Source organism: Devosia sp. Root105 (genome assembly GCF_001424865.1).
In the GTDB taxonomy this organism is placed as follows: domain Bacteria; phylum Pseudomonadota; class Alphaproteobacteria; order Rhizobiales; family Devosiaceae; genus Devosia_A.
Window position 1 is genome coordinate 772210 of sequence record NZ_LMCR01000001.1, and the last position, 22491, is coordinate 794700.

The window sequence follows — 22491 nt, forward strand, 5'->3', positions numbered from 1 at the left end:
TCCCCCCTCCACCAGCTTCGCYGGTCCCCCTCCCCCGCCCCGCGGGGGAGGAACAGGAGCTGCCAAGTGATCGGAGAGGGCGCGCATATCGAATTCATCGCCTGGGCCTATGTCGGGGTGGCAGTGCTGACAGTGGCGCTGGTCGCCTATGTGGTCTGGGACTCGGTCAGGGTCGATGCCCGGCTCAAGGCGCTCGACAAGGCGGGCATCCGCCGCCGTTCGGACGAGAGCAAGCGTTGAAGCGTATTCTCCTCGCGGTCTTGCCGCTGCTGCTGCTGGTGGGATTGGTTGCGGTGTTCGCGCTGAACATGGATCGCGACCCCAGCCTGGTGCGCTCGGTGCTGATCAACAAGCCAGCGCCGTCCTTTGCCTTGCCGGCGGTGGCCGGCACCGGGGTCGAGGGGTTCGATACCGCCTCGCTCGAGGGCGAGGTGACAGTGGTCAACGTGTTCGCCAGCTGGTGTATTCCGTGCCGCGAGGAACATCCGCTGCTCGAGCGGCTCAAGGCCGAGACCGGAGTGCGCATCTTCGGCATCAACCAGAAGGATGCGCCGGAAAACGCGGTGGCGTTCCTCACCGAACTGGGCAACCCGTACCAGCGGATCGGCGGTGACGCCGACAACCGGGTGTCGATCGACTGGGGCGTCTATGGCGTGCCGGAGACCTTCGTCGTCAACGCGGCGGGCGTGATCACCTTCAAGCACGTCGGGCCGATCTCGCCGGATTCGCTGGAAAAGGAAGTGATCCCGGCGATCGAGAAGGCCAAAGCGGGCTGAACCAACGGCTAAGGTCGGGAACTTCCGCCGACCAACGCACATTCTTCCTCAAGCGGCGCAGGAGCATTTCGACGTTCTGGTGAACGACGAAATGCTCCACGTCTTTGATTCATCGCGCTTTCGAACCGGAAAAGTCTGCAACTTTTCCTGAAAGCGCTCAACTGAGGAGAGACACCATGCAAACCAGTTCCAGCCTGCGTTTCGTCGAGCAGGGCATGCGCGTGTTCGACCGCGAGCACCATGAGATCGGCAAGGTCGATTGGGTGCAGTTCGGTGACGATGATCCCGATACCCCGGAAGTCGAGGCGAGCGGGCCCTCCGGCCGGCGGACCGACGATACGCTGTTCGACGTGATCGCTCGGGCCTTCACCGACGACAATGTGCCCGAGGAGGTCCGCGACCGCCTGGTGCACCAGGGCTTCGTCAGGATCGATGCCGACGGGCTGTTCGCCGCGGATCGCTACGTCATGCCGGAGCAGATCGACTCGGTATCAGGCGAAGGCATGACGCTGAATGTCACCAAGGACCAGCTGATCAAGCATTAGCAGCGTCAACAAGGCGGGGCCGGAGCTTGCCGACCCCCACCCCTGTCCCCTCCCCGCAAGGGGGAGGGAGACCCTCACACCAGCATCTCAGTCTGCGTCTCCCTCCCCCTTGCGGGGAGGGATGGGGGGCCACAGCCACCGGCGTCTGAGAAATCAAGGCAGCGGGTCCATCGGGGGGATGACCTCGATGGGCTGCTTGGGGTCGGCGGCATACTTGGTGAGGAGCGGCAGCTGCATCATCGAAAAGACGATGGTGATCGGCATCACTGCCCAGAGCTTGAAGCCGGCATAGAACTTGTCGGCTGCATCGGGGTCGGTGAAGAACAGGCTCGAGCCGCGCCAGGCGAACTCGTTGAGCGCAGCGAGGAGGAAGAAGAACAGCCCCCAGCGCATGGTCATCACCTGCCAGCCCTTGGGTTGCAGGTGGTAGACCTCGCCGAACACGTATTTCAGCAGCGACTGGCCGAACACCAGCCCGCCGAGCAGGGTGGCGCCGAACAGCGAGTTGACGATGGTCGGCTTGATCTTGATGAACATCGAATCCTGCAGCAGCAGGGTCAGCGTGCCGAAGATCAGGACGACGATCAGCGTCACCAGCGGCATCACCGCGACGCGCTTGAACACCAGCCAGGAAATCCCCAGCGAGATCACCATGGCGACCATGAACGGCGCGGTGGCGAAGATGATCGGGCTGGCAAACATCGAGCGCAGCGCCGGGCTGGCATCGAGCCAGCTCTCACCGAACGTGGTGCAGATAAAGAAGATCAGCAGCGGGCCGATCTCCAGCCCGATGCGGATCAGCTGCGGACGCAGCTCCGCCCAGTTCACTTCGGCGTCTTTGGTCTCTTCGGTCATTCTGCGGTCCTTGCGATCGCGGCGGCGAAGTCGCGCGCTGCGAACGCCTCTAAATTATCGACGCCTTCACCGACACCGATGAAGTGCACGGGCAGGGCGAACTTGCGAGCAATGGCGACGAGGATGCCGCCGCGCGCCGTGCCATCGAGCTTGGTCATCACCAGGCCGGTGACGCCGGCACGTTTGCCGAAGATTTCGACCTGATTAAGGGCGTTCTGGCCGGTAGTAGCGTCGAGGGTGAGAAGCGTCGCATGCGGCGCCGACGGTTCGACCTTCTTGATGACGCGGATGATCTTTTCGAGCTCGCTCATCAGCTCGTCGCGGTTCTGCAGCCGGCCGGCGGTATCGATGATCAGGATGTCGGCGCCCTCGGCCTTGGCGCGCTCCACTGCCTCGTAGGCGAGGCCGGAGGCGTCGGAGCCGGCGGGCTTGGTGACGACCGGAGCGCCGGTGCGCTCGCCCCAGACCTGCAGCTGCTCGATGGCCGCGGCGCGGAAGGTATCGCCGGCGGCGAGCATCACCCTCTTGCCTTGCGCGCCATAGAGGCTCGCGAGCTTGCCGATGGTGGTGGTCTTGCCGGTGCCGTTCACTCCGACCATCAGGATGACGTAGGGTTTGGTGCCGGCATCGATGAGCAGCGGCTGGGCCACCGGCTCCAGCACCTTGACGATCTCAGTCGCCAGCACGTCGCGCACTTCGTCCGAACTGATGTCGCGATCGAAGCGGTCGCGGCGCAGCGCCTCGGTGACGTCGGTCGCCATGTCGACGCCGAAATCGGACTGGATCAGGATGTCCTCGAGGTCATCGAGCATCGCCTGATCGAGCTTCTTCTTGGTGAAGACCGCGGCGATCGAACCGGTGAGCTGATCGGAGGAACGCTTCAGCCCGGAGGCGAGGCGCTGCAGCCAATTCTGCTTTTTCGGCGGTTCGGCGGGAGCGGCGGGGACCGGGACCGGCAGAACCGGCGCCGGTTCGGGCGCCTGCTGCTCCTCGACCTCTTCGATATAAGCGGGGGTGGCCTCAGGTGGGCCGGCCGGCGGCTCGGAGCCGGTATCGGTCGGTGGACCTTCAATGGTCTGGCCGGCTTCGTGCAGCGCCTCCTCGAGGGCGATCTCCTGATCGGGCGGCAGGACGAGCGGCGCGGCCTCGACGATGTCATCGAGGATGATGTCGGCGACGAGTTCGTCTTCGACGGACGGCTCGGGCTCAGCCGGCGGCTCGGGCGGGGCCGGCGGCGCCTCGGGCGTGACCAGCTCGCCGGCCTCGTGCATCGCCTCCTCGAGAGCGATCTCCTGGTCGGGTGGCAGGACCAGCGGCGCGGCCTCGACGATGTCGTCGAGGATGATGTCGGCGACCAGCTCGTCCTCGACGGTGGGCTCGGGCTCGGCAGGCGGCTCCGGCGGCGCCGGCGGCGCGTCCGGCGTGATCAGCAGGCCGGCCTCGTGCATCGCCTCTTCGAGAGCGATCTCCTGATCGGGCGGCAGCACCAGCGGAGCGGCTTCGACCACTTCGTCGAGGACGATGTCGGCTTCAAGTTCCTCGGCGACGCTCGGCTCCGGCGCCGGCACTGGGGCCGGTTTGTCGCCGCCGCCGAACAGGCGCTGGAAGAAGCCTTTTTTCTTTTGTTCGGCCATCAGGCTGCGGACCTCAGTGCTTCGCCGACGAGGTTGCCATTGGCGAAATGGGTAATACGGGCGGGTACGATTTCTCCCGGCAGATGACCCGGCAATGAACAGGTGACGAACTGCTCCTGCCGGCCGATGCCGTCCTTTTCGATCAGCACGTTCTCGACCATGCCGATGCGGGACAGAGCCAGCTTCTCGTACTGGGTTTCACCGACGGCGCGGAGCTGCGCGGCGCGCGCCCTGGCGGTCCGTCCATCGACCTGCGGCATGCGCGCCGCAGGGGTGCCGGGACGCGGGCTATAGGGGAAGACGTGCAGGTAAGTGAGTTCGGCCTCGGTGACGAAGCTCAGCGAGTTCTCGAACATCTCGTCGGTCTCGGTGGGGAAGCCGGCGATGATGTCGGCGCCGAAGACGATATCGGGGCGGAGCGAGCGGAGCTTTGCCACCACCTCGAGCGCCTCGCTGCGCGAGTGGCGGCGCTTCATGCGCTTCAGAATCATGTCGTCGCCGGACTGCAGGCTGAGATGCAGATGCGGCATCAGCCGGCGGTCGGACGCTATGGCGTCATAGAAGGCCGGGTCGGCCTCGATCGAATCGATCGACGAAATGCGCAGCCGCGGCAGGTCGGGGACGTGGCGGAGGATCTGCTGGGTGAGCTTGCCCAGCGTCGGGGTGCCCGGCAGGTCGGGGCCGTAAGAGGTGATATCGACGCCGGTGAGCACGACCTCGCGATAACCGTTGCCGACCAGCTTCTTGATCTGCTCGACCACCAGACCCATCGGCACCGAGCGCGACGGCCCGCGGCCAAACGGGATGATGCAGAAGGTGCAGCGATGGTCGCAGCCGTTCTGCACCTGGACGAAGGCGCGGGCCCGGCCATCCATGCCCTCGATCAGGTGCGCGGCGGTTTCGCGCACGCTCATGATGTCGTTGACCTGCACCTTGTCGTTGAGCGGCACGCCGAATGCTATGGGAGCATAGCTTTCCGCCTTCAGCTTGTCGGCATTGCCGATGACCAGGTCGACCTCGGCCATATCGCCAAAGCTGCGAGCCTCGGTCTGCGCGGCGCAGCCGGTGACGATGATGCGGCGCTCGGGATTGTCGCGCTTGGCCTTGCGGATGGCTTGCTTGGCCTGCCTGACCGCTTCGGAGGTGACGGCGCAGGTGTTGATGATGATGGTGTTGTCGAGCCCGGCCTTTTCCGCCTCGGCCTTCATGACTTCGCCTTCATAGGCGTTGAGGCGGCAGCCGAAGGTCAGGGTTTCGATGGACATCAGGCCGAGACCTGACCGGTCGAAATCTGGCTGGAGTCCTGATCGCGCCGCCAGCTGCCGGTGAACGGCTCGAAGCTGCCGGAGAACTCGAACTCAGCCGGGCCGGTGAGCAGCACGTGGTCGTCGGCGCGCCATTCGATGACGAGATCGCCGCCGGGCAGGGTCACCGTGGCCTTGCGGCCGGTGCGATGGGTACGGGCGCCGTTGACCAGCGCGGCGCAGGCGGCGGTGCCGCAGGCGCGGGTCAGGCCGGCGCCGCGCTCCCAGGTCCTGAGGATAATGTGATCGGGCGCCACGACCTGGGCGATTGAGATATTGGCGCGCTCGGGGAAGATCGGATGGTTCTCGAGCAGCGGGCCGAAGCGATCGAGCGCGTAATTGCCGACATCGTCCTCGACCCAGAAGGTGGCGTGCGGGTTGCCCATCGAGGCAACCGACGGGGTGTGGAGGATCGGCGCATCGATCGGCCCGATCTGCAGCTCGATGCCGGTGGTGTCGTAGAATTCCTCGGCCAGCGGGATCTCTTCCCAGCCGAAGCGGGGCTTGCCCATATCGACGGTGATTGAGCCATCCGGATGCTCGTCGCCGGTGAGGATGCCGGCGAGGGTCTCGAAGACGAAGTGCTTTTCTCCCGTCTCGGCGCTCAGCGCCTGGACGACGCAGCGCATGCCGTTGCCGCAGGCCTGGGCCAGCGAGCCATCGGAGTTGATGATCTCGATATAGTGGGCGGTGCCGGGGGTGCGTGGATCATGGATGGCCATGATCTGATCGTACTTGGTAGCCGGGTCGGCATTGAGGGCGACGGCAGCCGCCGGGGTGATCCGATCGGCACGGCCGCGCATGTCGGCGACGATGATCTCGTTGCCGAGCCCGTTCATCTTGAGGAATGGGGCGGTGGACATGGGCCTGACCTGCTGGGTCTCAGTTGAGGCTGTATATGGCGGAACTGACACGAAATTGCCAGTGGCGGGGGTGAGTCCCGGATATATGGTGCAAGCAGCCCCACCCCACCCAGTTCCGCTAGGCCCTCGCGATTGCGAGCGCCAAGCTGCACTACCCTCCCCATCAGAGGGGAGGGAGGGGGCCGGTTCACTAAACCATCCACCGCGTCTCCCTCCCCTCGATGGGGAGGGATCAAGGGTGGGGTGGGGCCACGTGCGCCGGTGGTTGCGTCAGGCGCCTACCCGTGCCGCCAGATGCGCCAGCAGCGGTTTCAGTTCCGGGGGCGGGGCGCGTTCGATGCGGCGGTATTCGCGGCCATCGACGGTGCGTTCGAGCATTTTCGCATCGACCATGGCGCGGCGGATCAGGGCGTGGTCGCCGAAATCGTGCCAGTGGCGGATCAGTTCGCTGATCTCGCGCTCGGAAAACACCGTCTCGGGCGGGATACGCGACCAGAACACCCATTGGCTGAGGGTCTGGAGGTTGAGCCGCGCCGGCCAGCTCATCAATACGCCCTCGGCATCGAAATAGCGCGCCGCCTTTTCGACCTGGCTGAGGTCGGCCGGCGGGGTGGGCTCGGCGGCAGCGGCGAGGCGGCCGGCGGTGCCGGCATCGGCGCGCAGGTGCTGGTAGTTGGCGAACCCCGCCGCCTTGGCGATGAGGTTCAGGAGTTCGACATGGCTCGGTACGCCCTCGTGCTGGGTCAGCGCGTGGCGGAGCGTCTTGGCGAAGGGGGAGAGGTCATCCACCCGCAGGGGGACAGCAGTTCTGGTCATCACAACTCATCCTCGTCGTGCCGAACTCCCCGGAGGAAGGTTCGCGGTCGCCGGCTTGCGAGGCGGCACGGGGATAAGTGCTGATCTCGGCTATGAGGCAGGTTTAGCTCCCCGGATGGGGCGGCGACGCCTGGGTGAACTGCGGACCCGGCCAAGATGTAGCGCTGCTGGGGAAAGCCGGCAACGGCCATGTTCAGGTCACCTTCGGGCGGGCTAGTTCTGGGCGGGTACGAAGGGGGAGTCGCTTGGCGGAAATCGCGAGACGTCATCGCTGGGCGGTGGAACTGCTGGCCCCGAAGGCCGGCGAAGCCGTGCTGGAGATCGGCTGCGGGCACGGCATCGCCACCGGGCTGGTGCTGGCGGCGGGCGCCGATGTCGTGGCCGTCGACCGGTCGGGCAAGATGGTGGCGGCCTGCATCAAGCGGAACGAGGGGGTTGGGCGGCTGACCGCGTTCGAGAGCGATTTCGAGACGCTCGATCTTGGCGCGCTGGATGCGGCCTTCGCAGTGAACGTCGATTTTCCGCGCCATGCGGATCGCGGCTGGGCCAGGAAGCTCCGCGATGTGATCAAGCCGGGTGGGCGGGTAGTGCTGGTGCTGGAAGCGCCGGCGATCCGCACGGCCGATCGCTTTGCCATGGCGGCCGCTGCGGCTCTCGCGGGCGTCGGCTTCCGCGTCGACACCGAATTGGGACAGGGCATGGTGGCGGTGCGCGCCGAGCGCGTTCCTTGACTCGGCCGCATTTCCCCTCTATCGACCGCGCCAATTCATCAGGTTCAAACGCCTGACTGCCGACCGGGACCCGCAAAGGTATAAAGAGATCCCGGAGGCTAACACCCGACAGCGCGATGCGCCCTCGGGTGGGTTTGGCGTTTGCGCGGATGCTGCCATCTTCGGATGGCATGAACGGCCAAGACTACCTATCTCCGGGTCCGGGGCAGGGATGCTGCGGAACCAAAGGAACCAAAATGTTCGAAAGCCTTAGCGACCGGCTTGGGAAAATCTTCGAGGGCCTTCGGGGCCGCGGCGCACTCAACGAGAGCGACGTGGATGCGGCGCTGCGCGAAGTGCGCCGGGCGCTGCTCGAGGCCGACGTTTCGCTCGAGGTGGTGAAGGCCTTTGTCGAGCAGGTGCGCGAGCGCGCCGTCGGCGCCGAGGTCACCCGCTCGGTGACGCCGGGCCAGCAGGTGGTCAAGATCGTCCACGACGAACTGGTCAAGGTGCTCGGCGAAACGCAGGTGCCGATCGACTTCTCGACCACGCCGCCGATGACCATGCTGATGGTGGGCCTGCAGGGCGCCGGCAAGACTACGCTCTCGGCCAAGCTCGCTAAGCGCATGAAGGAGCGGCAGGGCAAGAAGGTCCTGATGGCCTCGCTCGACGATCGCCGTCCGGCGGCGAAAGAGCAGCTGCGCGTGCTCGGCGAGCAGATCGGCGTCGATACCCTGCCGATCCAGCTGAACGAAAAGCCGGTCGATATCGCCAGGCGCGCGCAGCGCGAGGGCAAGCTCGGCGGCTATGACGTGCTGATCCTCGATACGGCGGGTCGCACCCATATCGACGAAGAGCTGATGGAAGAGACGGCAGCGGTGAAGGCCGCGACCGATCCGCATGAAATCCTGCTCGTCGCCGATGCGCTGACCGGCCAGGACGCGGTGAACCTGGCACGCTCGTTCGATGCGCGCGTCGACATCACCGGCATCGTGCTCACCCGTGTCGACGGCGATGGCCGTGGCGGCGCGGCGCTGTCGATGCGGGCCGCCACCGGCAAGCCGATCAAGCTGATCGGTACCGGCGAAAAGCTGGATGCGCTCGAGGATTTCCATCCCTCGCGCATCGCCGACCGCATCCTCGGCATGGGCGACATCGTCAGCCTGGTCGAGAAGGCGGCGCAGAACGTCACGGCCGAAGATGCGGCCAAGATGGCCAAGAAGCTCAAGAAGGGCGTCTTCGACCTCGAGGACCTGCGCAATCAGCTGCTGCAGATGAAGAAGATGGGCGGCATGGGCTCGCTCATGAACATGATGCCCGGCATGAACCAGATGAAGAAGGCGATGGCAGGCGCCAATATCGACGAGAAGGTGTTCGACCGGCAGATCGCCGTCATCAATTCGATGACCAAGGCGGAGCGGGCGAACCCGGAACTGTTGAACGCCAAGCGGCGCATCCGCATCGCCAATGGCTCGGGCACCAAGGTCGAAGACGTCAACAAGCTGATGAAGCAGCACCGCCAGATGGCGGACATGATGAAGAAGGTGTCGAAGGGCGGCATGGGCTCGCTCGCCGGCATGTTCGGCGGCAAGATGGGCGGCATGATGCCGGGGCTCGGCAACATGCCCGACCCCTCGACCATGGACCCCAAGGAACTCGAGCAGCTGGCGCGGCGCATGGGGATCGACCCCGCATCGATGCCGCAGCAGGCCGAGGCGCCGAAACAGCTCACTCAGAACAAGCTGCCGACCGATGTCGGCCAGCTGCTCAAATCCGGCTCGGGACTTCCCGGGCTTGGCGGCGCGGCGCGCTTCCCTGGCCTTCCCGGCCTCGGCGGCGGCTTCGTGCCGAAAAAGAAATAACCCCACCGGAAGCGTGATCAGCAAAAGTTGCAGACTTTTGCGGTTCGAGAGCGCGACCAAACGAAACGACTGATCATACGAAGGACTGAAGAATGTCGCTGAAACTCCGCCTTGCCCGCGCCGGCACCAAGAAGCGCCCCTATTACCACGTCGTCGTCGCCGACGCCCGTTCGCCGCGTGACGGCCGCTTCATCGAGAAGATCGGCAACTACGATCCCAAGCTCGCCGACAAGGACAAGCGCGTCACCCTGGTGACTGAGCGCGTGCAGCATTGGCTGAGCGTCGGCGCCCAGCCGACCGACCGCGTGGCGCGGTTCTTCGACGCCGCGGGCCTGTTGAAGCGCGAAGCGCGCAACAACCCCGAGAAGGCCGTGCCAGGTAAGAAGGCGACCGAGCGCGCCGAAGCCAAGGCCAAGGCTGTCGCCGACAAGGCCGCTGCCGACGCCGCGCCGGCGCCGGCCGCCGCCGAAGCAGCCGCGTCCGAGTAAGCCGTGGCGCAAGCGGGCGACAACAAGCTCCTCATGGGCCGCATCGGCGCGGCCCATGGGATCAAGGGCGAAGTGCGCATCCAGTCCTTTACTGAGGACCCGCTGGCGCTGGCGTCCTATGGCCCGCTCTCGACCAATAAGCCGGGCCTCACCATCAAGATCCTCGCGGCTCGCACCACGACCAATGTGCTCGTGGCGCGGCTCGAGGGGGTCAACGACCGAAATGCGGCGGAAAAGCTGAACGGGGTCGAACTCTACGTCGACCGCGCACTGCTGCCCGACACCGACGACGACGATTTCTACCATGCCGACCTGATCGGGCTGAAAGCCCGGCTGGCCGACGGCTCGGAGATCGGCGAGGTGATGGCGGTGCCGAATTTCGGCGCCGGTGACCTGCTCGAAATCCGCGACCCCCGCTCGGGCGATACCTATCTCTATCCGTTCTCGAAGGCCGTGGTGCCGGAGGTGCGGGTCGCCGATGGGTACCTCTTGATCGATCCGCCGATCGAGGCGGAGCCGGGCGAAGAAGAACCCGATTGAGCTTTTCGGCTTCGATCATCACGCTGTTTCCGGAATTGTTCCCCGGGCCGCTCGGCGCCTCGGTGATCGGCCGTGGCATGGCGGATGGGCGGTGGAGCCTCGAGACTACGCAACTGAGGGATTTCGCCACCGACCGGCACCGGACGGTGGACGATACCCCATCGGGCGGTGGCGCCGGCATGGTGCTGAAACCGGATATCCTCGCCAAGGCGATCGATGCGGTGTCGCCGGAAGGCGATGCGCGGCCGCGGCTGCTGATGTCGCCGCGCGGCACACCGCTGACGCAGGCGCGGGTGCGCGAGCTGGCGCTGGGCCCCGGTGCGGTGATCATCTGCGGGCGGTTCGAGGGGATCGACCAGCGGGTGATCGAGGCAAGGCAACTCGAGGAAGTCTCGATCGGCGACTATGTGCTGGCCGGCGGCGAAGTCGCCGCCATGGTGCTGCTCGAAGCGGTGGTGCGGCTGCTTCCCGGCGTGCTGGGAGCGGCGGAAAGCCATGCCGACGAGAGCTTTGAGAATGGGCTGCTGGAGTACCCGCAATACACCCGGCCGCAGCTGTTCGAGGGGCGCGAGATCCCTGAGGTGCTGACCTCGGGCGATCATGGCAAGGTGGAGAAGTGGCGGCGCGCCGAGAGCGAGAGGCTCACACGGGCGCGCCGGCCGGATTTGCTCACCTGATCAGGCCGACTTGCCGAGCAGCTTCCTGATCTTGGCGAGGGCAGTGGTCGCGTCCTCCTGGTAGGCGATGGTGCCTTCGAAGCCGCCCTGGGCGTTGACGAGGAACACCGAGGCAGTGTGGTTCATGGTGTAATCCGAACCCTCCCCCGGCACCTTTTCGCCCAACACCTTCCAGGCCTTGATCATCTTGGCGATCTCCTCGGGCTTGCCGGTGACGCCAGTCACCCGGTCGGACACCCAGCTGACATAGCCATTGAGGATTTCGGGGGTGTCGCGCTCGGGATCGACCGTGACGAAGAAGGCCTTGAGGTTCTTCGCCTCGTCGCCGAGGTCGGCGAACCAGCCCGCCATCTCGCCCATGGTGGTGGGGCAGACGTCGGGGCAATGGGTATAGCCGAAGAACAGCAGTGAGGGCTGGCCGACCAGCATCGACTGGTCGACCGGGTTGCCGCGTTGATCGACGAGGGCATAGCTGCCGCCGCCGATGCCGCCGCTTTCAGGCCCGGGTCGCGTGACGAAGAACAGCAGCGTTGCCGCCACTGCCGCCAGCGCGACCAGAGCCCAGAGCGCGAGGCGGAGGCGCGAGGTCATGGCGCTCATGGTCAGCCACCGTGCATCGAGTGGTCTTCAGCCGGACCCTTGGCGGCCGGGCTCTCGACGCTGAGTTCCACCTCGACGCTGCCGGCCTTCTCGAAGTTGAGGGTCAACGGGATCTTTGTCCCCTCCACCAGCGGCTGGGCGAGCTGCATGAACATGATGTGGAGGCCGCCCGGCGCCAGGGTGACGGTTTCACCGGCCGGGATTTCGACGCCCTCGGGCAACTCGTTCATCTTCATCAGGTCGCCCTCCATCTTCATCTGATGGATCTGGACCACGCCGGCGACCGGTGAGGCGGCGCTGACCAGGCGATCGGCTTCGCCGCCCTTGTTGGTGATGGTGAGATAGCCGCCGCCAACCGGCGCATTGGGGAGGGTAGCGCGGGAGAAGCCACCGCTGATTTCGAGGTTGCCGATGGTGACCGCGGCCGGAGCCGCCATGTTCATGGCGACGTGGTCATGCTCGCCGGCAGCCGCAGTGGTGACGGCCAGGGTGGGAGCCGGATGCTCGAGGGCGTGAGCGTTCTCGCCGGGGGCAGCGATCTGGTCCCACACCACCGAGGCGGCGCCGCATTTCTGCGTCACGACGAACGGCAGGCTGGTTTCAGCGTCAAAGCCCTGCAGCGAGCCCTGGATGACGAATTCGTCGAACTGGTCGTCGGGAACCGAGCCGCCGGCCCAACTGACGGCGAGGGCGCCGGAGGTCACCGGCTGGTCATGCACCTGGTAGCTGTTCTGGTAGTCGCCCTTGGTGATCTCGACCGTCCAGCCGGCTTTCACCATGGGCTTGGCCGAAACGAAACCCTCGGGCAGCACGACGCTGACCGTGTCGGTGGGGGCGCCATCGCAGCCATGCGGGATGGCGATGGCGACCTTGACGGTCGCGCCGTTGGCGGCGGTGGCCGGGGTGAGCGTGGCATGCGCAAAGGCCGGGCTTGCGAGCATGAGGGTGGAAGCCGCGAATGCGGCGATGCGGGATGTGGTGTGCATCTGACTCTCGTCTGTTGGCTGCGGCCGTAGCGGGCGCAGCAAATCGATAATGGGGTACGATCGATCAGACGGAGGCGGGTGGTCCGCGGGCGGTGGCAGTGCCGAGCGGTTCGGTCGGCAAATGCAGGATGGGAAGCGCGCCATAGGCGACATCTGCCAGCATCGCCACCGGGATAGCGATGTCGCAGGGCGGCGGCAGGTCAGCTCCGCCGATGCGGCAGGCGTGGCAGGGGGCGTGCGCCTTGGGGTCATCCGGGGTGTCGCCGCAATAGCTCATGTCGAGCGCGGCGGCGAGGGTGTCGGGGCCGGCGGATGCGGTAGCCACCGGGGCGTGAGCGAAACTGAGGAAAACCAGGGCGAGCACGACAAGCGCGTGCAGCAGCTCTCTCCCCATGTTTCGCGCGTTGAGCACCGGCAACGACCCCGTTGGACGACAAGACCCTTTAGCGCAGCCGGAGCTGCCGCGTCATGTGGCAAATGCGCGGGCGGGCGATTGAACTCACCGGTGGAACCTGACAGAGATAGCGCGACGGTGCGCGACCCGCTTTTCGGGGCCGCGTGAAACGGGAAGCCGGTAGGCCATTGGCCGACGCCGGCGCCGCCCCCGCGACTGTAACGGGCCTGACTTTTCACTCAGCGTGCCACTGGTTTGCGACTGGGAAGGTGGAGTGAGAGGTGCCCGGAGCCAGGAGACCGGCCGTCCGGTGGTGACCCAAACCGGGACCATCGAACATGAAAAACGCTACGGGACGGCGGGTCCCGAGATGGAGATATTTATGCGCGCGCTTCTGGCCCTTCTGCTCATCGCCGTTCCGACGGCGGCTTTCGCCCATACCGGGCACGGCGACACCTCGGGGTTCCTCTTTGGCTTCATGCACCCGGTCGGCGGGATCGACCATATCCTCGCCATGGTGGCGGTGGGCGTGTTCGCCTATGTGCTGGGCGGCAAGGCGCTGTGGCTGGTGCCGCTGAGCTTCGTCGCCATGATGGCGGTCGGGTTCCTGCTGGGCGTCGGGCAGATCGACGTGCCGTTCGTCGAACTGGGGATTGCGCTCTCGAGCGTGGTGATCGGCGGCGCCGCGGCGCTGGGCCGGCCGATGCCGGTCATCGCGGCCTCGGCGCTGGTCGGGGTGTTCGCGATCTTCCACGGCCACGCGCACGGCGCCGAAATGCCGGTCGATGCCTCGGGTTTCGAATATGCGGCGGGCTTCATCGTGGCGACCGCGTTGCTGCATGCGGTCGGTATCGGCGCGGCGATGGGCGTGAGCAAGCTGGTCGGCAAGTATGGCAAGACCGCTGCGCAGGTGGCCGGTGGCGTGTTCGCGCTGGGCGGCATCGGGGTGCTGGCCGGCTGGCTGTAAGGGTTAGGTAGAACTGCGCGTGGGGCTCCCCCACCCAGCTTCGCTACGGCTTCGCCTAGCTGCGCTACTCTCCCCACAAGGGGGAGGGAGGGCGCAAGAACCGAAAGTGCAGCAAGCGTCTCCCTCCCCCGGAGCGACTACTTGTCGTCCCCTTGTGGGGAGGGATCAAGGGCGGGGGGTGGCCCCACGCTCCGGCCGGTCGGCATCGAACCGACATAGAGTGGGCCAGAAACCCTAGACTCCCGGGCATTCTTGATTTATAGCCCCGCTCGCTTGAGCTTCGGCTCGGCCAATAATGCATAAAAATCCGTGCAACCAAGACCGGGCGGTCGGCGAAAGCCGGCGAAACGCTCCTTTGAAAAAGACGAACGGAACATCAGATGTCCAAGATCATCGAACAGCTCAATCAGGAGCAGCACGATAAGCTGCTCGCCAAGGGCGCCCATCCGGAATTTACCCACGGCGATACCGTCAAGGTGTGGGTGAAGATCCGCGAAGGCGACAAGGAACGCCTGCAGGCCTATGAGGGCGTGGTTATCGCCCGCTCCGGCACCGGCATCATGGAAAGCTTCACCGTGCGCAAGATTTCGTACGGCGAAGGCGTGGAACGCGTGTTCCCCGTGCTCAGCCCCAATATCGACCGCGTCGAAGTGATCAAGCGCGGTAAGGTCCGCCGCGCCAAGCTCTATTACCTGCGCGACCGTCGCGGTAAGGCCGCCCGTATTTTCGAGAACGTCGGCGCCCGCACCAAGAAGATCGAGGCCGGCGAGCGCGTTGCAGCGCTTGACGCCAAGAACGCCCGCGAGGCCGAGAAGATCGCCGCCGCCGAGGCGCTGGCCAAGGAGCTCGCCGAGAAGGACGCCGCTGAGGCCGCCGCCGCTGCTGCCGAGGCAGCCGCCGCGACCGAGCCCAAGGCCGAGTAATCAGTTGAAGCGCTGTTAAGTGGTCGCGGGCGTCGAACGGAAAAGTCTCACAACTTTTCCTGCGCCCGCTCCGGCCGTGCCACAGTTTTGGCACGAGCGCGACTAGAGTTCAGCCCGGCTCACGAGCCGGGCTTTTGATTCCGGGGTTGGATGCCCCGTATTCCAAGAGGGTATCGGAATGGACGCAGCTCTTCAGGACGCGGAAGAGAGGCGGCACGTCGCCGCGGAACTCCGAGAGGAAGCCCGCACCGTGCTGGTGGAAACGGGCCTGCTCGAACTGCTCAATGCCCGCTTCGGCGAGGCGGTGGTGACCGGCAGCGCCGGCTACGACCTGATGGTGTGGCGCGACATCGACATCCACATGCCGTGCGAGGCAGAGCGTTGGGCCGAATGGGCCGGGCTCGCCGCCGATATCGCCATCCAGTTCGACCGGGCCGGGCTGCAGCTGCACAAGGCGAGCTTCCTCAACGATTATGTCGAGCCGCACCCGCTCGGCGCCGGGCTCTACTGGGGCATCGAGTTCAAGGATTACGCCGGCAACCCGTGGAAATGCGACATCTGGGGCTGGGAGCCGTTCGATTTCGCGGTGCGCCAGGCGCGCGACGCGAACCTTCGGGCCGATCTCTCGGCCTGCGACCGCGACCTGATCCTGAGGCTCAAGCACGAGGCGCGCGAGCGGCCGGGCTATTACGGCGTGATGGTGGGGAGCTTCGACATCTACCAGTTCGCCCTGGCCGGGGCCGGAGAGACGCTGGACGAGCTCGAGGTGTGGAAGGGGCTGGTGGCGCAGTAGCCAAGCGCTGACTGATAGAGACGGCCCCCTCCCATCCTCCCCCATGAAGGGGGAGGTGCCCCGCTGGTGCTTGTGGCACAATCGCAGACAGAGCCTCGACTCTTCGCCTCCCCCTTCATGGGGGAGGCCGGGAGGGGGGCGTCTCTATCAGTCGGGTGCCCAAGCCGCTTCGACTCCGCTATCAATCACTCCGGCAGCACCACAACGACCGGAGACTTTCGATGCAATCCTTTATCTGCGTCACCTGTGGCGTGGGCCATGCGCCGTCCGAGGCGCCGCCCGAGCGCTGCGTGATCTGTGATGACGAGCGGCAATATGTGACGGCCGCCGGGCAGCGCTGGACGACGTTGGCGGAGCTCCAGCAGAAGCATACGATCGAGTTCAAAGAGCAGGAGCCGGGGCTGGTGGGGATCGGGTCGACGCCGGCGATCGCCATCGGACAGCGCATGCTGCTGATCCAGCAGGCAGGTGGCGGGGTGCTGTGGGATTGCACGCCGCTGGTTACCGACGAGGCGGTCAGGCGGATCAAGGAACTGGGCGGAGTGCGGGCGATGGCGATCTCGCATCCGCATTTCTATTCCTCGATGGTCGACTGGTCGGAGGCGCTGGGCGGCGTGCCGATCCATATCCACGAGGCCAACCGGCAATATGTGATGCGGCCGTCGGAGCGCGTGAACTACTGGAGCGGAGAGAGGCTGGAGCTCGGGCAGGGGGTGACGCTGGTGCGTTGCGGCGGGCATTTTGTCGGCTCCACCGCGCTGCATTGGGCCGGCGAGGACAATAAGGGCGTGCTGATGACCGGCGACACCATCATGGTGGTGCCGGATACGCGCTGGGTGAGCTTCATGTACTCCTATCCCAACCTGATCCCGCTGCCGGCGCGCGAGGTGCACCGCATCGTCGGGACGGTGGCGCCGCTTGCCTATGACCGGATCTATGCCGGCTGGTGGGACCGGGTGATGACGCAGGATGCCAAGGCGCGGGTAGAGGCTTCGGCGGAGCGCTATGTGAAGGCGATCGCGGGGTAGTCTCCAGCAAGCTCTCCCTACGCTCGGTGTCATCCCAGCGAAAGCTGGGACCCAACTCGCCGCTTGCTCAGCCTGATAGATGGGTCCCAGCTTTCGCTGGGATGACATCGCGTTTGGGGCAGCGATGAGGGTCCTCATCAGCTCCGCGCGCAAAACAGGCAGTATCGCCGACTTAAGATATATCTTGAGAGCTATCTTGAAGCCTCGGCGCCCGAGGCATATCTTTCGGCTATCGTAAGATATATCTTGGAGTGAAAGATGCACGATCACGACCACAGGTGGGACCGGAACTGGCGGCGCATGGAAGCCATGGCGCGACGCGGGTTCCGCAAATTCGGCAACTTCGAAGCCAACATCAACCCTGGTGACTGGGGCGGTTTCGGGGGCAATTTCCGCATCGGGCGGATGCTGGCCTCGGGCGACCTCCGGCTCGTCGCGCTGTTCCTGATCGAACAGCAGCCGCGGCACGGCTACGACCTGATCAAGGCGATCGAGGAGCATTCGAAGGGCTTTTATTCGCCGAGCCCGGGCATCGTCTATCCGGCGCTGACCTATCTCGAGGAGGCGGGCTACGTGACCTCGGCCGCCGAGGGCAACAAGAAGCTCTACACCATTACCGAGGAAGGCCGGACGCACCTCAACGATAATCGCGAGGCGATCCAGTCGACGCTCGATTTCCTCGCCAAGGCGGGCTCGGGCATGGAGCACCTGCGGGAGCGCATGGCGAGCCAGGATTTCCCCTTCACGCCGGGGGAGGCGGAGCAGTTCCGCGAGCGATTTCGCGGCATGGGGCGGGAATTTGGCCGGCATGGCTGGTTCGGTGATCGGGGCGGTGCTCCGCCGCACCCGGATCATCCCGAACACCCCGAGCGACCGGAGCGGCCCGAACGGCCCCAGGAACGCTACGCGGGCCGGCCCGACCGTGATCTCGACGACGTGGCGCCGGAAGTGAACGACGCGCGCAAGGCGCTGAAGAAGGCGATCAAGGAAGCGATCCGGCGCGACCCCGAAGAGGATCGCCGGGTGGCGGAAATCCTGCGCCGCGCGGCACAGGAGATCCGCGAGGGGTATGACGAAGACACGACCGAAGTCGATCTCGGCTAATTGTCCCGCCCGATTGACAAGCGCTCCCGTCTGGCCGGCTGCTTTCCGGCAGGCGGGAGTTTTCATTATGGCAAACTGGTCTCGGCGGGACCGGCGGCCCGGCGATCAGTCGAGCGATTGCCCACGACCAATGCCTCACTACCGCCCAGCTGCGAATGTCTCTAACATGCCGGCCAAACATCTTGCCCGGCTGCGAGATTTCTCGTTCCGGGCCTAAAGGGCGGATAGTGACGTGAACGAGATGGCCCCGATCGGGGTGGACCGGGCTGCGGCGACGCAAGGGATTGTGGCGCGGCTCAAGGATCTGATCCGCAAGGACCGGATCATGACCGACCCGGTGATGACCTACGCGTATTCGGGCGATGCCAGCTCCTACCGGCTGATCCCGGCAGTGGTGGTGATCGTCAATACCGAGGACGAAGTCCGGGCGGTGATCGAAGCCGCCCGCGCCGAAAAGCTGCCGCTGACCTTCCGCGCGGCGGGGACGTCGCTGTCGGGACAAGCGATCACCGACGGGGTGCTCGCCGTGCTCGGCGACGGCTGGAAGAAGCTCGAGATCCACGAGGCCGGGCAGCGGGTGACGCTGGGGCCGGCGGTGATCGTCGCCAATGCCAACAAGGCGCTGAAGCCGTTCGGGGCCAAGCTCGGTCCCGATCCGGCGAGCCAGGCCACCTGCAAGATCGGCGGGGTGGTGAACAACAACTCGTCGGGCATGTGCTGTGGCGTCGCCTACAACACCTACCACACCATGCACCGGCTGCGGGTCATGCTGGTCGACGGCACGGTGCTCGATTCCGGCGATCCGGCGTCGGTCGCGGCGTTCCGGGCGTCGCATGCGCCTCTGCTCGATGAGCTCAAGGCGCTGCACCACAAGGTCAAGGCCGATCCGGCTCTGGTCGAGTTGATCCGCAAGAAATACCGGATCAAGAACACCGTCGGCTACTCGATCAATGCGCTCCTGGATTTCCACGATCCGATCGACATCCTGATCCACCTGATCGTCGGCTCGGAGGGGACGCTCGGCTTCGTCTCCGAGGTGACCTACAACACCATTCCCGAGCACCCCTACAAGGTGACCGGGCTGATCCCGTTCCCCGATCCCTATTCCTGCGCCCGCGCCATCTCGAAGCTGGCCAATGGCGGGGTGCAGGTGACGACCGGCGTCACCGCCGCCGAATATATCGAGCGGCGAGCACTGGCGACGGTCGAGCACCTGCCGGCCATCCAGCCTTATGTGAAGTTCTTCACCGAGACCTCGCCGGTGATCCTGATCGACGTGACGGCGCCCGACCAGGCGACGCTCGAGGCGGAGACCGCGAAGGCCTCGGCGATCCTTGCCTCCGAGGGGGCGACGGACATCACCTTCTCGGCCGACGAGGCGATTTCGCACGGGCTCTGGGACGTGCGGAAAGGCTTTTTTGCCACTGGCGGCGCGGCGCGGCCGAAGGGCACCTCGATGCTGACCGAGGACGTGGCGGCGCCGATCGACCGGCTGGCCGACTTCGTCATCGATATGCGCAAGCTGCTCGACGATTGCGGCTATGAGGACGCGATCATTTTCGGGCATGCGCTCGCCGGCAACCTGCATTTCCAGATGAGCGACAACTTCATGGACCCGGATGCGGCGGTGAAGTTCGATCACTTTTCGAAGGAGTTGTCGGAGCTGGTGTCGGTCCGCTATGGCGGCTCGCTGAAGGCCGAGCACGGCACCGGGCGCGCCATCGCGCCGTTCGTCGAGGCCGAGTGGGGCACCAAGGCCTATCTCATCATGCATGAGATCAAGCACCTGTTCGACCCGGAGGGGCTGCTCAATCCGGGCGTGCTGCTCAACCCCGATCCCGACATCCACATCAAGAACCTGAAACTGATGCCGCTGGCCGACGAGATCGTCGACCTCTGCATCGAGTGCGGCTTCTGCGAGCCGGCCTGCCCGAGCCATCACATGACGCTCAGCCCGCGCCAGCGCATCGCGGTGACGCGCGAACGGGCGCGGCTCAGGCAAACCGGTGAGGACCCGGAGCGGCTCAAGGCCATGGACGAAGGCTTCCAGTATGTGGGGCTCGATACCTGTGCAGCGTGCAACCTCTGTTCGCTGCGCTGCCCGGTGGGGATCGAAACCGGCACCATGGTGATCGGCGAGCGCGGCCGGCGGCGGTCGGATGGCGATCGCAACGTGGCGCATTGGGTCGGCGGGCATACCGCGGCGCTCGAGACCGGCATGAAGCTCGGCGTCGGGGCGCAGGCGCTGGGCCGCAAAATTGTCGGCAATGGCGTGGTCGATGCGGTGGCGGGGGCCATGCATGCGCTGGCGCCCAAGGCGGTGCCGCGGGTCTCGCCGGCGCTGCGGCCGGGGCCGGGGGCGCCGAAGCCGGTGGCGCCGAGCAATGCACCGAACGGCCAGGTGGTCTACTTCCCATCCTGCGCGACGCGGATGTTCGGGGCGCCGACGCGCGAGAACGGGCTCTTGCCGACCACCGATGCGATGATCGAACTGATGCGGCGCGCCGGGTTCGATCCCGTAGTGCCGGAAAAACTCGACGGGCAATGCTGCGGCCAGCCGTTCCTGTCGAAGGGTTTTCCGGAAGAGGCCGAGCGGGTCGGCGGGTCAACGCGGCGCGAGCTCGACGGGCTCAGCAAAGCCGGGGCGCTGCCGGTGGTGACCGATGCCTCGACCTGCGCCAAGCATATGCGCGAGCATCCGGGCGAGGCGGCGGTGATGGATTCGGCGGAGTTCCTGCTCAAGGAAATCCTGCCGCGGTTGACCATCACACGGCCGTTGCCGGCAGTGGCGGTGCATCACAACTGCTCGGCGCAGCGGCTGAAGGAGCAGGGCGCCATCGAAGCGCTGGCGGCGGTGATTGCTGAGAAGGTGGTGGTGCTCGATGCCATTACCTGCTGTGGCTATGCCGGCGACAAGGGACTCTACGTGCCCGAGCTCAACGCCCATGCGACGCGCTTTGCCAAGGCGCAGATCCCCGAGGGATGCGAGATCGGGCTGTCGACGGTCTCGACCTGCGCCACCGGGCTCAGCGAGCGGATGGGAATCCCGTTCGTGTCGATTGCGAGCTTGTTGGAAATGGTGAGCCAGCCCTGAGGCTTAAGAAAAAGGCCCCCTCCCCCGCCGCTGCGCGGCGACCTCTCCCCCAGGGAGAGGTGGTGATAGGGCGAGATCGTGCCCACCCACCACCTCTCCCTTTGGGGGAGAGGTCGGTCCGAAGGACCGGGTGAGGGGGCCTTACCGCTGCCGGCAAAGCCTGCTACGTCCGGTCCATGACAGAAGTTCTCATCGATAGCATCGGACAACACGGCGACGGCATTGCGGAGATCGGCGGCGAGCGGGTGTTCGTGCCGTTCACGCTGCCGGGCGAACGGGTGGAGATCGCGCGCGACGGCGAGCGCGGCACGCTCATCAGCATCATCGCGCCGAGCGCCGAGCGGGCCGAGCCGATCAGCCCGTATTTCGGCACCTGCGGCGGCTGTTCGCTGCAGCACCTCAACCGTGAGACCTACGCGAGCTTCAAGCGGGGCCTGGTCGAGATTGCGTTGCAGCATGCCGAGGTCGAGACCGTGGTGCAGCCGCTGATCGATGCGACCGGCGCCGGGCGACGGCGGGCCACCCTGCATGTGCGCAAGACCGGCGCGGGCTACATGCGGGCGAAAAGCCACGAAGTGCTCGATATCGACGCCTGCCCGATCCTGGTGCCGACGCTGTCGAAGCACGCGCCGCGGATCGCCCGGGCGCTGCAGCCGCTGGCCGGCGATTGCGACGTCTCCTTTACCCTCACCGATACCGGCATCGACCTCAGCATCAAGTCGGAACGAAAGCTGAAGTCGGTGGCGTTGGCGGAGTTCGCGCGGGCGCAAAAACTGGCGCGGCTGACCTTCAACGGCGATGCGGTCTACATGGCGCGCGCGCCGGCGGTGAAGATGGGTAAGGCCTTGGTGGAGATTCCACCGGCGAGCTTCCTGCAGGCGACGGCGGCGGCGGAAGAGACGCTGGCCCGGCTGGTCAGCGAAGGTGCTGGCAAGGTGAAGTCGGTGGCCGACCTGTTCTCGGGCGTCGGGCCGTTCGCGCTGCGGCTGGCCGAGGGCGCGCGAGTGTTTGCGGCCGACAGCGACCGGGCGGGCATCGCGGCGCTGGTGAAGGCGGTCAACCACGTGCAGGGGCTGAAGCCGGTGGAGGCGAAGGTGCGCGACTTGTTCCGCGACCCGCTGGCGCCGATCGAATTGAACCCCTTCGATGCGGTGGTATTCGACCCGCCGCGCGCCGGTGCCGAAGCACAGGCGAAGGAGCTGGCGCGCAGCACCGTGAAGACTGTGGTGGCGGTATCGTGCGAGCCCAAGACCTTTGCACGGGATGCGGCGATCCTGATCGCCGGCGGGTATCGGCTCGCGAGCGTGGTGCCGGTGGATCAGTTCGCATGGTCGACGCATGTCGAGGTGGTTGGGGTGTTTCGGCGGTGAGGTCTGTGGCTCTTCTCATGCCGCCAGCGCTGGTGCGGGAAGATGCCCCCACCCCTGTCCCCTCCCCGCAAGGGGGAGGGAGACGTTCTCAGCAGCTCAGGTGCCTGTGGGACGATGACCCGCGAGCGCAGGTCTCCTCCCCCCTTGCGGGGGAGGGACAGG

The 22491-nt window shown here is 65.9% G+C and carries 22 protein-coding genes, 1 pseudogene and 1 riboswitch; of the genes and pseudogenes, 15 read left to right on the forward strand and 8 right to left on the reverse strand.

Going from position 1 to position 22491, the window contains the following annotated elements:
- Window positions 1-66 precede the first annotated feature (66 nt).
- The 3 genes from ASC68_RS28555 (at window position 67) to ASC68_RS03660 (ending at window position 1321) form a co-directional block, all read left to right on the forward strand.
- Window positions 67-240: a heme exporter protein CcmD gene (locus ASC68_RS28555; protein WP_156387223.1), complete on the forward strand. Its 174-nt coding sequence runs from the start codon at window positions 67-69 to the stop codon at window positions 238-240.
- Window positions 237-776, forward strand: coding sequence for a DsbE family thiol:disulfide interchange protein (locus ASC68_RS03655; protein WP_055874865.1), 540 nt, complete (start codon window positions 237-239; stop codon window positions 774-776). Before ASC68_RS28555 ends, ASC68_RS03655 begins: the two co-directional genes overlap by 4 nt.
- Window positions 777-952: 176 nt before the next feature.
- The gene (locus ASC68_RS03660; protein ID WP_055874867.1) at window positions 953-1321 is read left to right on the forward strand and encodes a hypothetical protein; all 369 of its coding nucleotides are present in this window, start codon (window positions 953-955) and stop codon (window positions 1319-1321) included.
- 153 nt (window positions 1322-1474) lie between these two features.
- On the opposite strand, the gene ASC68_RS03665 is transcribed toward ASC68_RS03660, so the two are convergent.
- From ASC68_RS03665 to ASC68_RS03685, 5 genes are all read right to left on the reverse strand, one after another.
- Complete coding sequence (locus ASC68_RS03665) at window positions 1475-2176, reverse strand: septation protein A (RefSeq protein WP_055874870.1); 702 nt, start codon at window positions 2174-2176, stop codon at window positions 1475-1477.
- A complete protein-coding gene (gene ftsY, locus ASC68_RS03670; protein WP_082527859.1) occupies window positions 2173-3810 on the reverse strand; it encodes a signal recognition particle-docking protein FtsY in 1638 nt (545 codons plus the stop codon). The genes ASC68_RS03665 and ftsY overlap by 4 nt, the downstream gene beginning before the upstream one ends.
- Window positions 3810-5075 carry a tRNA (N(6)-L-threonylcarbamoyladenosine(37)-C(2))-methylthiotransferase MtaB gene (gene mtaB, locus ASC68_RS03675; RefSeq protein ID WP_055874873.1) on the reverse strand — a complete coding sequence of 422 codons (1266 nt, stop codon included), beginning with the start codon at window positions 5073-5075 and terminating at the stop codon, window positions 3810-3812. Before mtaB ends, ftsY begins: the two co-directional genes overlap by 1 nt.
- Window positions 5075-5977: a diaminopimelate epimerase gene (gene dapF, locus ASC68_RS03680; RefSeq protein ID WP_055874875.1), complete on the reverse strand. Its 903-nt coding sequence runs from the start codon at window positions 5975-5977 to the stop codon at window positions 5075-5077. The genes mtaB and dapF overlap by 1 nt, the downstream gene beginning before the upstream one ends.
- A 270-nt stretch (window positions 5978-6247) precedes the next feature.
- On the reverse strand, window positions 6248-6793 hold the full coding sequence (locus ASC68_RS03685; protein ID WP_055874879.1) for a DUF2087 domain-containing protein: 546 nt from the start codon (window positions 6791-6793) through the stop codon (window positions 6248-6250).
- A 245-nt stretch (window positions 6794-7038) separates the two neighbouring features.
- Between ASC68_RS03685 and ASC68_RS03690 the strand changes: the two genes are divergently transcribed.
- The 5 genes from ASC68_RS03690 (at window position 7039) to trmD (ending at window position 11070) form a co-directional block, all read left to right on the forward strand.
- On the forward strand, window positions 7039-7524 hold the full coding sequence (locus ASC68_RS03690; RefSeq protein WP_082527860.1) for a methyltransferase domain-containing protein: 486 nt from the start codon (window positions 7039-7041) through the stop codon (window positions 7522-7524).
- A 236-nt stretch (window positions 7525-7760) separates the two neighbouring features.
- A complete protein-coding gene (ffh, locus tag ASC68_RS03695; protein WP_055874886.1) occupies window positions 7761-9365 on the forward strand; it encodes a signal recognition particle protein in 1605 nt (534 codons plus the stop codon).
- 92 nt (window positions 9366-9457) lie between these two features.
- The gene (gene rpsP, locus ASC68_RS03700) at window positions 9458-9853 is read left to right on the forward strand and encodes a 30S ribosomal protein S16 (protein WP_055874891.1); all 396 of its coding nucleotides are present in this window, start codon (window positions 9458-9460) and stop codon (window positions 9851-9853) included.
- Window positions 9854-9856: 3 nt separating this feature from the next.
- Window positions 9857-10393: a ribosome maturation factor RimM gene (gene rimM / locus ASC68_RS03705; RefSeq protein WP_244488372.1), complete on the forward strand. Its 537-nt coding sequence runs from the start codon at window positions 9857-9859 to the stop codon at window positions 10391-10393.
- The gene (gene trmD, locus ASC68_RS03710; RefSeq protein WP_055874894.1) at window positions 10390-11070 is read left to right on the forward strand and encodes a tRNA (guanosine(37)-N1)-methyltransferase TrmD; all 681 of its coding nucleotides are present in this window, start codon (window positions 10390-10392) and stop codon (window positions 11068-11070) included. Before rimM ends, trmD begins: the two co-directional genes overlap by 4 nt.
- Here trmD and ASC68_RS03715 read toward each other — a convergent pair whose 3' ends face one another.
- From ASC68_RS03715 to ASC68_RS03725, 3 genes are all read right to left on the reverse strand, one after another.
- The gene (locus ASC68_RS03715) at window positions 11071-11670 is read right to left on the reverse strand and encodes an SCO family protein (RefSeq protein WP_055874895.1); all 600 of its coding nucleotides are present in this window, start codon (window positions 11668-11670) and stop codon (window positions 11071-11073) included.
- Window positions 11671-11672: 2 nt separating this feature from the next.
- Entirely contained in the window at window positions 11673-12656 is a 984-nt protein-coding gene (locus tag ASC68_RS03720; RefSeq protein WP_055874898.1) for a copper chaperone PCu(A)C, read from the reverse strand.
- Between the two features lie 64 nt (window positions 12657-12720).
- Window positions 12721-13068 (reverse strand): hypothetical protein, encoded by a 348-nt coding sequence (locus ASC68_RS03725; RefSeq protein ID WP_156387225.1) that lies wholly within the window; start codon window positions 13066-13068, stop codon window positions 12721-12723.
- A gap of 101 nt (window positions 13069-13169) precedes the next feature.
- A riboswitch (cobalamin riboswitch) is annotated at window positions 13170-13373 on the forward strand.
- Window positions 13374-13432: 59 nt separating this feature from the next.
- Here ASC68_RS03725 and ASC68_RS03730 point away from each other — a divergent pair.
- The 7 genes and pseudogenes from ASC68_RS03730 (at window position 13433) to ASC68_RS03760 (ending at window position 22329) form a co-directional block, all read left to right on the forward strand.
- Window positions 13433-14017, forward strand: a complete 585-nt coding sequence (locus tag ASC68_RS03730; RefSeq protein ID WP_248310486.1) for a HupE/UreJ family protein — start codon at window positions 13433-13435, stop codon at window positions 14015-14017.
- 380 nt (window positions 14018-14397) lie between these two features.
- Window positions 14398-14940, forward strand: a complete 543-nt coding sequence (gene rplS, locus ASC68_RS03735) for a 50S ribosomal protein L19 (RefSeq protein WP_055874904.1) — start codon at window positions 14398-14400, stop codon at window positions 14938-14940.
- 178 nt (window positions 14941-15118) lie between these two features.
- On the forward strand, window positions 15119-15733 hold the full coding sequence (locus tag ASC68_RS03740; protein WP_055994028.1) for a hypothetical protein: 615 nt from the start codon (window positions 15119-15121) through the stop codon (window positions 15731-15733).
- A gap of 221 nt (window positions 15734-15954) precedes the next feature.
- Window positions 15955-16761 (forward strand): hypothetical protein, encoded by an 807-nt coding sequence (locus ASC68_RS03745; RefSeq protein WP_055874909.1) that lies wholly within the window; start codon window positions 15955-15957, stop codon window positions 16759-16761.
- Window positions 16762-17166: 405 nt separating this feature from the next.
- A pseudogene (locus ASC68_RS29105) lies at window positions 17167-17412 on the forward strand (PadR family transcriptional regulator); the annotation flags it as partial.
- 694 nt (window positions 17413-18106) lie between these two features.
- Window positions 18107-20959, forward strand: coding sequence for an FAD-binding and (Fe-S)-binding domain-containing protein (locus ASC68_RS03755; RefSeq protein WP_055875991.1), 2853 nt, complete (start codon window positions 18107-18109; stop codon window positions 20957-20959).
- Window positions 20960-21135: 176 nt separating this feature from the next.
- Window positions 21136-22329: a TRAM domain-containing protein gene (locus tag ASC68_RS03760; protein ID WP_055874914.1), complete on the forward strand. Its 1194-nt coding sequence runs from the start codon at window positions 21136-21138 to the stop codon at window positions 22327-22329.
- Window positions 22330-22491: the final 162 nt, after the last annotated feature.